Annotated in this window: 15 protein-coding genes; 8 read left to right on the forward strand and 7 right to left on the reverse strand. The window is 51.6% G+C overall.

The window, feature by feature from the left end; all coding sequences use genetic code 11:
* Positions 1-7: 7 nt before the first annotated feature.
* Both V9K95_RS05985 and V9K95_RS05990 read left to right on the forward strand, forming a co-directional pair.
* A complete protein-coding gene (locus V9K95_RS05985) occupies positions 8-1342 on the forward strand; it encodes a dicarboxylate/amino acid:cation symporter (protein ID WP_336440422.1) in 1335 nt (444 codons plus the stop codon).
* Between the two features lie 86 nt (positions 1343-1428).
* Positions 1429-2931: an argininosuccinate lyase gene (locus V9K95_RS05990; RefSeq protein WP_336440421.1), complete on the forward strand. Its 1503-nt coding sequence runs from the start codon at positions 1429-1431 to the stop codon at positions 2929-2931.
* Between the two features lie 60 nt (positions 2932-2991).
* Here the strand turns inward: V9K95_RS05990 and V9K95_RS05995 are convergent, their stop codons facing one another.
* Together V9K95_RS05995 and V9K95_RS06000 are read right to left on the reverse strand one after the other, a co-directional pair.
* A complete protein-coding gene (locus V9K95_RS05995) occupies positions 2992-3171 on the reverse strand; it encodes a hypothetical protein (RefSeq protein WP_115054313.1) in 180 nt (59 codons plus the stop codon).
* A gap of 66 nt (positions 3172-3237) precedes the next feature.
* Complete coding sequence (locus tag V9K95_RS06000) at positions 3238-3525, reverse strand: DUF6074 family protein (RefSeq protein ID WP_115054314.1); 288 nt, start codon at positions 3523-3525, stop codon at positions 3238-3240.
* A 257-nt stretch (positions 3526-3782) separates the two neighbouring features.
* Between V9K95_RS06000 and V9K95_RS06005 the strand changes: the two genes are divergently transcribed.
* The 3 genes from V9K95_RS06005 (at position 3783) to V9K95_RS06015 (ending at position 6502) form a co-directional block, all read left to right on the forward strand.
* Positions 3783-4229, forward strand: coding sequence for a hypothetical protein (locus tag V9K95_RS06005; protein ID WP_307281050.1), 447 nt, complete (start codon positions 3783-3785; stop codon positions 4227-4229).
* Between the two features lie 65 nt (positions 4230-4294).
* Entirely contained in the window at positions 4295-5146 is an 852-nt protein-coding gene (locus V9K95_RS06010; RefSeq protein ID WP_336440420.1) for an SDR family NAD(P)-dependent oxidoreductase, read from the forward strand.
* Between the two features lie 105 nt (positions 5147-5251).
* Positions 5252-6502, forward strand: coding sequence for an aminopeptidase (locus V9K95_RS06015; protein ID WP_336440419.1), 1251 nt, complete (start codon positions 5252-5254; stop codon positions 6500-6502).
* A 63-nt stretch (positions 6503-6565) separates the two neighbouring features.
* Here the strand turns inward: V9K95_RS06015 and V9K95_RS06020 are convergent, their stop codons facing one another.
* Positions 6566-7669 (reverse strand): saccharopine dehydrogenase family protein, encoded by a 1104-nt coding sequence (locus tag V9K95_RS06020; RefSeq protein ID WP_336440418.1) that lies wholly within the window; start codon positions 7667-7669, stop codon positions 6566-6568.
* A 121-nt stretch (positions 7670-7790) separates the two neighbouring features.
* Between V9K95_RS06020 and V9K95_RS06025 the strand changes: the two genes are divergently transcribed.
* Entirely contained in the window at positions 7791-8219 is a 429-nt protein-coding gene (locus tag V9K95_RS06025; protein ID WP_115054318.1) for an Lrp/AsnC family transcriptional regulator, read from the forward strand.
* A gap of 6 nt (positions 8220-8225) precedes the next feature.
* Here the strand turns inward: V9K95_RS06025 and V9K95_RS06030 are convergent, their stop codons facing one another.
* The 4 genes from V9K95_RS06030 to V9K95_RS06045 all read right to left on the reverse strand — a co-directional run bounded on the left by V9K95_RS06030 (position 8226) and on the right by V9K95_RS06045 (position 11961).
* Positions 8226-8462 carry a DUF768 domain-containing protein gene (locus V9K95_RS06030; RefSeq protein ID WP_115054319.1) on the reverse strand — a complete coding sequence of 79 codons (237 nt, stop codon included), beginning with the start codon at positions 8460-8462 and terminating at the stop codon, positions 8226-8228.
* Between the two features lie 166 nt (positions 8463-8628).
* A complete protein-coding gene (locus V9K95_RS06035) occupies positions 8629-9435 on the reverse strand; it encodes a transglutaminase-like domain-containing protein (protein WP_115054320.1) in 807 nt (268 codons plus the stop codon).
* Positions 9436-9543: 108 nt separating this feature from the next.
* Entirely contained in the window at positions 9544-9735 is a 192-nt protein-coding gene (locus V9K95_RS06040; protein WP_115054321.1) for a CsbD family protein, read from the reverse strand.
* A 255-nt stretch (positions 9736-9990) separates the two neighbouring features.
* On the reverse strand, positions 9991-11961 hold the full coding sequence (locus tag V9K95_RS06045; RefSeq protein WP_115054322.1) for an AI-2E family transporter: 1971 nt from the start codon (positions 11959-11961) through the stop codon (positions 9991-9993).
* Positions 11962-12140: 179 nt separating this feature from the next.
* Between V9K95_RS06045 and V9K95_RS06050 the strand changes: the two genes are divergently transcribed.
* Both V9K95_RS06050 and V9K95_RS06055 read left to right on the forward strand, forming a co-directional pair.
* A complete protein-coding gene (locus V9K95_RS06050) occupies positions 12141-12299 on the forward strand; it encodes a DUF3309 domain-containing protein (protein ID WP_115054323.1) in 159 nt (52 codons plus the stop codon).
* 189 nt (positions 12300-12488) lie between these two features.
* Positions 12489-13349 carry a PRC-barrel domain-containing protein gene (locus V9K95_RS06055; RefSeq protein ID WP_115054324.1) on the forward strand — a complete coding sequence of 287 codons (861 nt, stop codon included), beginning with the start codon at positions 12489-12491 and terminating at the stop codon, positions 13347-13349.
* The last annotated feature ends 10 nt before the right edge of the window (positions 13350-13359 follow it).

Consider the following 13359-nt stretch of genomic DNA (forward strand, 5'->3'; position numbering starts at 1 on the left):
GGAAGTCATGAGTCCGGTGACACTAACCACGGCCAATGCTGGCCTGCAGCTATCAAAAAAGGCTCCGATCTATAGCCATTTATATTTTCAGGTACTTGTCGCAATCGCCATCGGCATCGCGCTTGGGCATTATTATCCTGACCTTGGAACCAGTATGAAACCGCTTGGCGATGCTTTCATCAAGCTGGTAAAAATGATCATCGCCCCTGTCATTTTTCTGACCGTATCCACCGGCATTGCCGGGATGAGCGATCTTAAGAAAGTCGGCCGCGTTGCTGGCAAGGCCATGATCTACTTTCTGACGTTTTCGACGCTTGCCCTGATCGTCGGACTGGTCGTTGCCAATGTTGTTCAACCCGGTGCAGGCATGAACATTGATCCTACCTCGCTTGATCCAAAAGCGGTTGCAACCTACACGCAGCAGGCGCATGAGCAGAGCATCATTGGATTCCTGAACAATATCATTCCGACCACGATCGTCGGCGCTTTCGCATCCGGCGATATTCTGCAGGTGCTTTTCTTCTCGGTGCTGTTTGGTCTTTCGCTCGCCATGGTCGGTGAGAAAGCCGAGCCGGTCACCAACTTTCTTTTGACGCTTTCGGCACCGATCTTCAAACTCGTTGCCATCTTGATGAAGGCAGCCCCCATTGGCGCATTCGGAGCAATGGCGTTCACCATCGGGAAATATGGCATCGGGTCTGTCGCCAATTTGATCATGTTGATCGGCACATTCTATTTGACATCACTCCTGTTCGTGCTTGTCATTCTCGGCGCGGTTGCCTGGTATAATGGTTTTTCCATTTTGGCTCTGATCCGCTACATCAAGGAAGAGCTCTTGCTGGTGCTTGGTACCAGCTCTTCGGAAGCAGCGCTGCCAACCCTTATGGCCAAGATGGAAAAGGCGGGTTGCAAGAAGTCTGTGGTCGGCCTCGTTATCCCGACCGGCTATTCTTTCAATCTGGACGGCACAAACATTTATATGACCCTGGCCGCCCTGTTCATTGCTCAAGCAACAAACATCCATTTGAGCATGTCGGATCAAATTCTGCTTTTGCTTGTCGCCATGCTGAGTTCCAAAGGCGCTGCCGGTATAACCGGTGCCGGCTTTATTACCCTTGCGGCGACGCTTTCTGTTGTGCCGGCGGTTCCCGTTGCGGGCATGGCGCTAATCCTGGGTATTGATCGCTTCATGTCAGAATGCCGTGCCTTGACCAACCTTGTTGGCAATGCCGTTGCAACGATTGTCGTAGCGCGTTGGGAAGGCGAGCTCGACAAAGACAAACTGGCCCAGGCGCTTAACGGCGAACTGGCCGAAGAAGAAGCACTGGTCTTGGCAAACTGATTATTCAGTTTGATCTCTTGTCCATGTAATAAAAGTCCTGCGGTGTGCCATTTCCTTTGGTGTCGCCGCAGGCGTTGGGAGGCATCATGAAAACACTTCTTTATGCACTTACATTGGTTGCAAGTGTTCATAGCGGCGTTGCAATCGCTGCAGAACAACCACCGAGGGACGAATTCTTCTGGTTGGGCATGATCAACAAGGCGACGATCATTATCAATTCCGACGAAGGATTGCTCGACAAAGACCTCACGCCAAAGATCGCCGCCGGGCTGAAGAAGGTCCTTGCAGATGGGGCTCAACCTGGAGCAAAGCGGCCCTCAACCGTAATCTCATTTGAGCCTTTGCTCATTGAAGCAGCAGGCCCGGAGGTCACGTTAATCCATGCCGGGCGTTCGAGCCAGGATATGCATTCGACCTACAGGGCCGCCATCATGCGGGATGATCTACTAAGACTTGCACATCAGCTGGATAAAACAACAAGCGCCCTCGTTGATCTTGCAGAGCGCCATGTCGATACGATCGTACCCAACTATACCAACGGCGTCGCGGCGCAACCCAATAGTTTCGGACACTACCTGCTTGGCCATGCAGCAGGTCTGGAGCGAGATGCTCAGCGTATCAGGGAAGCCTATGCCCGTGTTGACAGAAGCCCGATGGGAACCACTGTACTGAACGGCACAAGCTGGCCACTCAATCGAACTCGAATGGCGGATTATCTCGGCTTCAGTGGCGTCGTTGACAATGCATATGACGCCTCACAAATATCCCCGGTAGATGAACCGGTCGAAGTCGGAGCGATCGTTACGAGTATCGCACTCCATACCGGACAGTTCATTGAAGATATCATGACGCAATATGCGCAGCCCCGCCCGTGGATATTGCTGCAAACAGGGGGAGGCAACACATATGTGTCCAGCGCGATGCCCCAGAAGCGCAATCCTGGAATTCTCAACTCCACAAGGCAAGCTGCTTCCACGGCAGTGACATTGGCTATGGGACCCATTATCCAGGCGCACAACATTACGCCCGGCATGCCGGATGCAAAAGACGAGGATGCCAACACAGAAATTGTCGAAAGCGCGATCAAAGCGCTGGAAGGCTGGGAAAAAATAATCGGCTCACTCGTGATCGACCCGAACCGTTCCCTTGAAGAGCTGAACAGCGACTGGACTGCTTCGCAAGAACTCGCGGATGTTTTGATGCGCAAATATAAACTGCCTTTCCGCGTCGGGCATCACTTTGCGTCCGAGATCGTGGATTTTGCCAAATCACAAAATATCAAGCCACTCGACTTCCCCTATGCCGATGCGCAGCGAATCTACAAGGAAGCTGTCAAGGGATCGAGCTTTTCAGACCAGCTCCCTATGAACGAGGAAGAGTTTCGAGCAACGCTCGACCCAGTCGCAATCGTTAGGAATCGAGCCACTAGCGGCGGGCCGCAGCCCAAGGAAATGGCGCGGATGATCAAAACGGCCAAAGAAAAAATCGCCTCGCAAGAAGCTTGGGTCGCAGACAGACGGCGCGTCGTAACCACAGCGCTTAAACGGCTGGATGAGGATTTCGACAAGCTTTCCACAAGCCCAAATTAACAGCATTGGCTGACAGATAGAGCCCGGCGAGTTTGGAATGCTCGCCCGGGTGCAAACGGGCTATTCATCATCGTTGATACTAAGATTTTCCAGATCTTTCTGGCCAGCAGCGAGAGCTTGGTCTTCGGTATCGTGCGGCCCCATCAAGGCACCTGTCTCACCATCGATAACGACGACATAATACCATTTGCCGTCGCTTTTCTTGTCGGTGTGCACATAGCATCTCTGTTCGCTTGTCATGCAGCATTTTCATGTATTGCAAGGCCAAAAGCAAATTGTATAGCGCCTTGGGACGGGCGCACCTTGTCAATAAACGGAGCGGTCTCCATAAATGCCGCTTGGATCGTACATCTGGAACATTTCCAGCTCCACCGCGCTGAAAAACGCCCCAACTTCTTCATCCTGCTCGTCTTCGGAAAGGCCGATCCGAGCCAGATGTTCGAACAGGCCATCAGCGACCTTGTTTCGATAGGCTTCAGCTTGGCGACCGTTTTTTTCCTTCAGCGTGGCCGCAACTTCGCGAACCGTAGCTAGTCTCTTCGTCATCGGAAAAGGGATTATCTGGCAATTCGTAGCAGGGTTAACTTTTTGCATGCTCGCTTATTCCCGGACGGCATTTGCCGCGTTTGCATTGATTCGTGAGCAAGAATACGAGCAAGGTTCCTAACAATTTGTTCAGCATAAATTTTCAGCAAAAAATTCAATGTTTTCAAACGTTACGTAACATTTAACCACACTTTATTGGGCAACAGATTTGTGCGTAACACCTCCTGAATCTTGCCCGTTACGGCATGCAGGCCTATCACAGGTGGGGTAAGTGATTCGTTTGTTAACGGCGTAGACATTCATACATGGCACTGAGCAACGCAGAACGACAGAGACGGCACCGCGAACGGCAGAAGCAAAAACTGGCCGCGGTAGCTCCCGATATCGCCATGCAGTATGAAAATGTGGGAGCCGATCTGCGAGAAAAACTTTATGCTCTGATCGATAAAGAGAATGCTGCACGGCAGCGCGCAGCCGCAGGAAAACCGATCGAGCTTACAGATTTCCGGCGCGTTATACTCGACATCGCCCTCAATGAAAATCAGTCGTCGATAGTCGACGAAGCGCGAATGATCCTTTTGAAAGCACTTTCAATGGGAGAGAGTTCGGAAAGAGAAATCATTGAGGCCCGGCGTCTGAAATCTGCAAAGGCAGTTATCAAGCCTGAGACGCGGGTGTCGCCAGAAAGCCGCCTGCCCAAGGAACAAATAACCCCGCTTCCTCATTATCTGCGTGTGCCCAATTTCGGCTGATGGCCTCGTAAGTTCAACGCCTTGAAAAGCTCCTTCATTTCGCAACGCATTTGAGGACGACTGTCATGAACCATCCCGCTTTATCCCCGTCCTGTGTTGCCGTAATTACTGGAGGGGCCTCGGGTATCGGTCTGGCGGCGGCAAAGCGTTTTGCCGGTTTGGGGATGAAGGTTGCCATTGCCGATCTGGGCGGAAAGAGGTTGGAGCAGGCGTGTCGGGAAGTTGCAGATTTGCAGCCAGCTCATCCGGATGCCGTCATCGCAGTTGCTACAGACGTGACACGCCCCGATGATCTGCGGAATTTGAAACAGATTGTCGATGAAAAATTCGGCCAGACCGACATTTTAATGAACAATGCCGGCATCCAACCTGGAAGCAGCGTCTTCGACGGCAGCAATTGGGATCGCATTATTGCAACCAATTTGATGGCCGTGGTTCACGGCTGTCAGATATTCGGCCCGTCAATGATCAAGCGTCAGACACCGGGTTTGATTATCAACACAGGATCGAAACAAGGCATAACCACTCCACCGGGTGACCCCGCCTATAACGTTTCCAAATCAGGGGTAAAGACCTTTACGGAGGCGTTGCAACACGAGTTACGTAACATGAAAGACTGTCACGTAACCGCACATCTGTTCATTCCGGGCTTTGTTTATACGGCCCTTACAAAGGGCGACCGTGTTGAGAAACCCGCTGGCGCGTGGACACCGGAACAGACAGTTGATTTCATGCTGGAGAGCGTGGCGGCTGGCGACTTTTACATTCTGTGCCCGGATAATGACGTTACTCGCGCTTTGGACGAGAAGCGAATTCTCTGGGCAGCAAATGATATTATCCAAAACCGTCCGCCGCTTTCGCGGTGGCATCCGGATTTTGAATCCCGGTTTGCCAATTTTCTCAAACAAAATGCCTGAGAAATCAGTCCGGCGTGTGGGCTGAATAAATCCACATTACCGACTTGAAGAGGGCGGTAAACCCGCTTTATGTTGACGCAAACTTTTTAACCGCATGGGTATATTATGAATTCATCTCAAAAGATCCCTTCCATCGACCCAGTCAAACTCGATCGGCTGGGCGAGGTTGCCGTGAAAATCGGTTTGCAATTGCAGCCGGGACAGGACCTTTTGATCACAGCACCGCTTGCCGCCCTTCCTCTTGTTCGCCGCATCACTGAGCATGCCTATAAGGCAGGCGCGGGATTGGTCACAACCTTTTACAATGACGAAGAAACAACGCTGATGCGTTATCGCAATGCGCCAGAGGATAGTTTCGACCGTTCCGCAGGCTGGCTTTACGAAGGGATGGCAAAAGCGTTTTCTGCCAATACGGCGCGCCTCGCCATTTCTGGCGATAATCCCATGTTGTTATCGGCAGAAGATCCCGAGAAAGTCGCGCGGGCGAACAGGGCGCAATCGAAAGCCTATCAACCAGCGCTGGAAAAAATCACTGGCTTCGACGTTAACTGGAACATCGTCTCCTATCCAAACCCCTCTTGGGCTAAGCAGGTTTTTCCCGATCAGGAACCCGATACGGCTGTCATAATGCTTGCCGATGCCATTTTCTCTGCTTCCCGTGTGGATATTGATGATCCGGTCAGCGCCTGGCGCGACCACAATGCCGCATTGCTCAAGCGCAGGGAGTGGCTGAACGGCCTGAACTTTGCTTCCCTAAACTTCAAAGGCCCCGGCACAGATCTGACCGTAGGGCTGGCCGATGAACATGAATGGCAAGGTGGCGCTTCAAGGGCCAAGAATGGCATCACCTGCAATCCGAATATTCCGACCGAAGAAGTATTCACCACCCCGCATGCTCTTCGGGTTGACGGTCACGTATCCAGCACCAAACCATTGTCATATCAGGGTACTTTGATCGAAAATATTCAGGTTCGCTTTGAAGCTGGAAAGATCGTCGAAGCCAAGGCGACACGCGGCGAGGAAGTATTCAATAAAATTCTCGGTACGGATGAAGGTGCCCGCCGCCTCGGTGAAGTGGCGCTTGTCCCGCATTCTTCGCCGATTTCTGCTTCAGGTCTGCTGTTCTTCAACACGCTGTTCGATGAAAATGCTGCAAGCCATATAGCACTCGGTCAATGCTACTCGAAATGCTTCATCAATGGCGGAACGTTGAGTCCGGAGGAGATAGCATCAAAGGGCGGAAATAAGAGCCTTATTCATATCGACTGGATGATTGGGTCTGGAGAAATCGATGTGGATGGCATCCATAAGGATGGCTCGACTGTTCCCGTTATGCGCAATGGCGAGTGGGCATAGTTAAACCACGCAATTCAATCGCCACCGCGAAGGCGGTGGCGATCTATTTGATCTCAAATACTATTAGGCAACGAGACGCCCGGCAGTCTCGGTCTGGGCATAGGCCTTGCCGAAACGGTTAGCCAGAAATGCATCAAGTGCGATGTCTTCCTGTTTGATGAAGCCCTGCTGTGGCAGGTCACCCTTCGCAAGCATGTCCACAACAGCGCAAATGGCCGATGCTGTGGTGATCTGGATACCGCTATAAAGCTGCGATCCGATATGGCCGCTATAGACCTTGTTTGCATAAGTTTCCTGCAACAGGCGACCCTTCTTGCGGCCGCTGACCGTTACGAAGATCACAACCACGTCCTGCGTGGTTGATGGCAGGGCGTTTTCAAGAATGTCCTTGAAAACATCCCGGCGATCGCGCAGTCCGAGATCGTTCAGCAACGCCTTCATGATGGCGGCATGGCCGGGATAGCGGATCGTACGATAATTGAGCGTACGCACCTTGCCCAAGAGACTCTCGCACAATGTGCCAAGTCCGCCCGATGTGTTGAATGCCTCGTAGGTTACGCCATCGAGCGAAAATTCTTCGCGCTCTTCAAGCGGTGGAACTTCGGTCAGTTCACCGTCGACAATCGCTTCACATGGCTCGCAATATTCATTGATCACGCCATCCGTCGACCAGGTAAGATTATAGTTGAGCGCGTTGGATGGATATTGCGGCAGCGCGCCAACGCGCATGCGAACGCTTTCTAGCGTATCGAAGCGCTTGGCCAGGTCATTGGCAACGATGGAGATAAACCCGGGCGCGAGACCACATTGCGGAATGAACGCAGTCTTTGCTGTTGTCGCCAATTGCTTGACAATGCGCGTGCTGGCAACGTCTTCCGTCAGATCGAGATAGTGGACGCCGGATTTGGCAGCGGCTTCAGCGATGCGTGTGGTCAGATGGTACGGTGCCGCGCTCAGAACAGCGAACTTGCCGTCCAGCACTTTTTCAAGCACGCCCGCTTCAGCAATTTCAATACAGCTGGTAGCCACATGCGCTGAAACTTCAAGTGCATCCAATTGCGTCTGCGCGCGATCAACGACAGTTACGTGATATTCCCCTGTCTCGCTCAGCAAATTGGCAATCGTTCCTCCGATTTTACCTGCCCCTACAACGACGATCTCTTTCATGTGATTCCCCTGAATATGCATAAACCTTTCGGAATTTTCTCATATTGCTCGGCGAAATGCAGTGTATATACTGACGATATAACTCTTAAGTTTAACTAATATGCCGAGTGGATTTGTCATTATGCTGACACAAGCTGATCATGCCCTGCTTTCCCTGCTCCGGGAAAATGCCCGGGCCTCCACAGCCGACCTTGCGCGTAAGCTCGGGCTGTCACGCACCACAGTGCAGAGCCGCATCGAACGGCTCGAAAATCGGGGAATGATCCGCGGATACAGCGTCCAGCTATCGCCGGAATATCAGCAGAATTTGGTCAAGGCGCATGTGCTGGTCACTGCCTTGCCCAAATTTGCTGTACGGGTCGAAGCTTCGTTGCGCAAAATACCATGGGTCAGAACCCTGCATTCGGTTAGCGGGCAGTTCGATATGATTGTTATTGTTGAGGCCCCATCAATCCAGGAACTGGACAGGTTGCTCGACGAAATCGGCGCATTGGAAGGCGTCGAAAGAACGATGTCGTCAATCATCCTTTCCACACGCATAGAACGCTGATCGGACCTATTTCTCAGATTTAGCCAGTGCAACCCTGTCGACCGCGGCAATCATGCATACTTCGAGATCACCCAAACCATCCTTGATCTCGGCTTCGGTGATACCCGCAGCCTCGGCATCGGCAGCACAACGTTCCGCGAGACGCTGAGGGCGACGATCGTGATGCTCCATATCAACTGGCTTGTTGGTATCGATATTAGCTTCAATCCAGTTATTAACGAAATCAATAGCTCGCTGACTCATTTTGTGCTCCTGGAATTATTGCCCGTCGATCCAGTAAAACAATTAGATAGCGATAAGGTTGCGTATTAAAGCATCGGACCGAAAAGTGAGATTCCGGTGTTCGAATAATCAGATGCTAAAATAAAAGGATAGATCGCCATGTTGAGTCCATGAGGACGTCCGGCGATCAGCGGGCTTCCTTCGCCCATACCTTGAACTTCGTCAGCAAATTCGGGCCAAAAATATTGGTCAAAGGCACGTCTGCCGCGTCTCGGCCATGCGCTACCTTTATCCGGCCGATACGAGGCTTATTGTTGCGCGGATCAAATGCGTGCCAGGCACCGCCAAGATAAACTTCCATCCAGGCACAAAAATCCATCTCGGCATGCGGCGGCGGCACGCCGATATCGGTGATATAGCCGGTGCAGTAGCGGGTTGGAATGTTCAGGCACCGGCAAAATGCAACGGCCAAATGGGTAAAATCACGGCAAACACCACGCCCTTCATAATAGCCAGACGAAGCTGTGCGGGTCGGATTGGAAAACTCATAGCCAAAGGTGATATGGTTGTGCACAAAGTCGCAGACAGCCTGCACCCTCTGCCATCCCTCCGGCGTATTGCCAAACAAGCGCCAGGCCTCGTCACTCAGCAGATCGGTTTCGCAGTAACGGCTACCCATGAGATATACGAGCGTTTCATCCGGCAGGTCCTGTACGCGATGTTGGACAGCATCCAGCACAACAGGGTCCGGCAACCCGCTATCCCGCACAAGAGCATTCGTAGAACAGATAAAGGTGCCTGGCATGGCGACAATGCGGTTGCACCAATTACCGAATTGATCGTGATAGCCTGTGATCGTTGAATCAAAGTTTGTCTGAAAAGTTTCGATACCTTCCAGATCGTCAAAACGTGAATGATGGACATTCAATATCGCTACAAGGGGTGTTTCCTGCGTGAACTCAAATGTTAGCTCGCACCCTACATGTAATATCATCCACGGTTCCCTTGATTATTTTTGTGTTGAAACAGCATCGGCAGAGTCTGGCGCAAAAAGCAACCGGCCCAAAAGCGGACCGGTTAAACTTTTTACATTCTTGGATTATCAAGCCTTGTCGACGACCTTCTTAACGGCGTCTTTTGCCTTACCCTTGGCTGACTGCACATCGCCTTTCAGCTCTTGCGCCTTTCCCTCAGCCTCCATCTTCTTGGAACCAGTGGCCTTGCCGGCTGCCTGTTTTACATTACCGGCCATCTTGTTGGCCGCGCCGGAAATCTTGTCGCTAGTACTACCCATTGGATACTCCCTGAAAGCTTTTTCAACTACATCACTAAACGGGCATCACGCAGGATTGTTCCCAGAGAAAATCAATTAAGCTATTGATATAAATAGATAAAATATTCGAATAACGAACGACCCGGCGCCCACGGGGGAACAGGCACCGGGTCTTATGTTACCGATCAAAGGCTCGATCAGCTTGTGAGAAACGCTGCAGCTATATCTTGGTTCCGCTGAAATCCGTCCCGAAAAAGAAATACATAAAACGACAGCTCAGGAACATAGTTCGCCGATCGCATCCTCGATCGAAGAGGCAAAAATGCAGTTCCGTGTGGAGCCGACAATCTTTGCAGCGTCCACATTTTCGGCATCCTCGCCCCAAAAACCGATTATGATTTTTATTCGTGCGTTCCGCCGCCTGATCCGCCGTATCAAATATCGCGCATGGGCAATGGATGAGGTGTTAAGGTAGCTGATGCAGATAGCGCTCACACCGGCAAGTTCGAGTTTGGCGATATTCGCAGCCTCGAGCTCGTCATGGGTGATGTCGTCAACCTCACAATCATTGCGCTCAAGGATATCACCCATAATAACAGCGGCAGCGTCGTCCAGATTGCCGCGTCCGCCAGCCGATATAATGGTCTTTGGTTTGGTCGGTTCTACCTTTTTAGTCTTTGCCTTGGCGGTTTTGGCTTGCTCATCTACCTTGATCTCTTCTTCGAGAATTTCATGATAATCAGACAGGTTTTCAACGAGAAACACCATGCTTTGCGCAACGCGATTGCGTCTGGGAGCATCCAGCACCCCGCGCCCGCGATCATGTTCGGCTAACAGAAGTGCAGGAACGGCCACAGAGGAATAATAATCAACGATGGAGTTTGACTGGAGGTATTCCTCCGCTTTCTCTGTTGCCTCATCGGGATCCCCCGACAGCAATCGTTGATACAATTGCTGTGGTGGCAAAAGCACAGGCTCGTTGCCAAGCAGCACATCTAGAAACTCAAACTTCGGCACATGCCTGCCGAGGACCACAAGACACACGGTCAACGGTGTCGAAAGAATAAGACCGATAGGTCCCCAAATCCATGTCCACACGATTGCCGCCATGAGAATGGCAACGGGCGAAAGGCCCGTCTTCGACCCATAGAGCAATGGCTCCATAATATTATTGCTGATCAGCTCAAGCACGATGAAAAGGGCTGCGGTCCAGACCAGCAGCATCCATCCCGGATCAACGGCAAGCGATAGCATTAAGGGGAAAAACGCCGCCATAATGGGACCGATATAGGGCACAAACCGCAAGACAATTGCCAGCATGCCCCACAACATCGGATTGGGAATACCTATCAGCCATAGCCCGATCCCAATCGGCACGCCAAAACTGATATTGATGATAAGCTGCATCAGCAAATATTGCCCCACACGTTTGCCGGCATCGTGCAGTGCTGTCGTCGTTCGGTGAATATCACTTGCTCCGACCAGCTTTATGAAGCGATCCCGCAAATCTTCCCGGCGCATGAGCATGAAGATAACCACGACAATCACGATACCGATGGTTGCCAATGGCTGAATCAACGGTCCGGCAAATGTCTGCAAAAGGCTCAGCGGATCAGGCGGAGGATAACGGATTTCGACGGGCACAGGCTTGTTCGGATCTTGTGCTTTCAGTGGAGTGCCGATTTCCTGATTTTGTACTTCGACATTTTCCGGTGGTTTGCGTGCCTGGTCCCGACTGTCAGGGCCATTGTCGACGGGAAAACGCTCCACTTCATCCGATCGCCCGATCTCTTCACTGAATTTTTTGAACATGCGGGCGCCGCGGTCGAAGATGCTGTTACCAGATTGAGCATCCTTGATCGTCCGGATCTTTGTTTCGATATTATACTGATAGCTTGGCAGGTTCTGCGCCAAAACCGTTAGCTGGCTCACGACAATTCCGACAAATATGGCAATCACCATAAAGGCCGTGACAACCACGCTGATGACAGCCGCGGCTTTTGGTATGCCGTTACGATGCAACCGCGTTACCAGCGGCGAAAGAGCAAATGTCAGAAGCAATGCCAATGCCAATGGCACAAAGACATCACTGGCCAGATAAAGCGCTGCAACAATAGCTATGGCGACGATAATTGGTGGAAACTGCGCTCGGGTATCCACTCCAACAATTGCTGGTGAAGAGACAGACTTTCTCGTCACGCGCTCCACGGCACGCGGCGACCGCCCGCTGAAATCTTCAGAAGGCATGAAATACCCCTAATCCAAAATGCATAGAACGCACCTCTCCATTAAATCCCGCCACTCCAACGCCGCCTGAGCAAATTGGTTGCATCGGCATCGGCGTTTCATCTTTAACTGCAAAGGTTTGGAACGAAATTCGCTGTCGCGGTGTTTATTATCCGAAGAATAAATCGGAGGGTTTGAACATGTCGCTAACAACAATTCTTGTCGTCATCCTCATCCTTGCATTGATTGGCGTGTTTCCCACTTGGCCCCATGCACGCAATTGGGGTTATGGCCCTTCCGGTCTTCTTGGCATCGTTCTGGTAATATTACTGGTTCTGCTGCTGATGGGCCGTATCTGATATAAACGAAAAGGAGATTAAACCCATGATGCGTGGCGCTTTACTTTGGCTTATCGGCCTGCCGCTTCCAATAATCATTATTCTTTGGCTGATGGGCTATCTTTCATAAAACCATTCAAATTCAGTCATTTACAAAAACACCAGCTCCCCATGGGCTGGTGTTTTCCCTTCCGGTGCAAAGGAACATGAATGTTAAAACGACTTATCTCCAGTTCTGCCATAGTGGTGGCTCTCACTATCACGGCAGCAGCACAGGATGGCTCCGACATATTTGGCCAACCAATCGTGGCAGCACCCGCACAGGATCGATATCTTGTAGCGGCCCCAGGGCAGGTATTGACCGCCGGTCTTATCGGTCAGACGGTCTATAATAGTTCGAATGACGATGCGGCTTCCATTGGCGAGATCAAAGATGTTGTGCTCAATCCTGAAGGGCGCGCTGAAAGTGCCGTCATTGCTGTGGGCGGATTTCTCGGCGTCGGCCAGAAAGAAGTGGCGGTAAGTCTCGATCAGCTTTCATGGGCGGAAAAGCCGGATAATAAACGGTGGTTGGTAATCGCCGCGAGCAAAGAAGAGCTGGAAAAAGCTCCTGCCTATGACCGCTCCGTATTGCTGACAGATGGCGCCTCGGATCCCGCCAAGGCGCCTGAACCAGCCATCAACGCGACGGAACAAGACATAAAAAAGTCACCCGCTAAACTTCGCAGCGCCCTGAAAGCGGTGCCTTCAAGTGCAATGAGCGCCGATAAGCTGATCGGCTCGGCGGTTTATGGACCGGAAGACGAAACACTTGGAAGTGTTGGTGACGCGCTGATGACACCGGACGGTCAAATCGAGGCCTTTGTAGTGGATGTGGGAGGATTTCTGGGCCTGGGCAAAAAACCTATCGCCGTCTCCATTGAAAATCTCGATTTGCTTGCCGATGACAGCGGCAAAATCTCGGTTTTCACGCCCTTCACAAAAAAAGAACTGGAGGCGCAGCCCGCTTACACCCCAGAAGCCTATAAGGCCGACAGCGAGAAAATTCTGTTACGGGGCACTGCCGAATAATAAAAGCAGT

The sequence above is a fragment of the Phyllobacterium sp. CCNWLW183 genome (assembly GCF_037203775.1).
Classification (GTDB): domain Bacteria; phylum Pseudomonadota; class Alphaproteobacteria; order Rhizobiales; family Rhizobiaceae; genus Phyllobacterium; species Phyllobacterium ifriqiyense.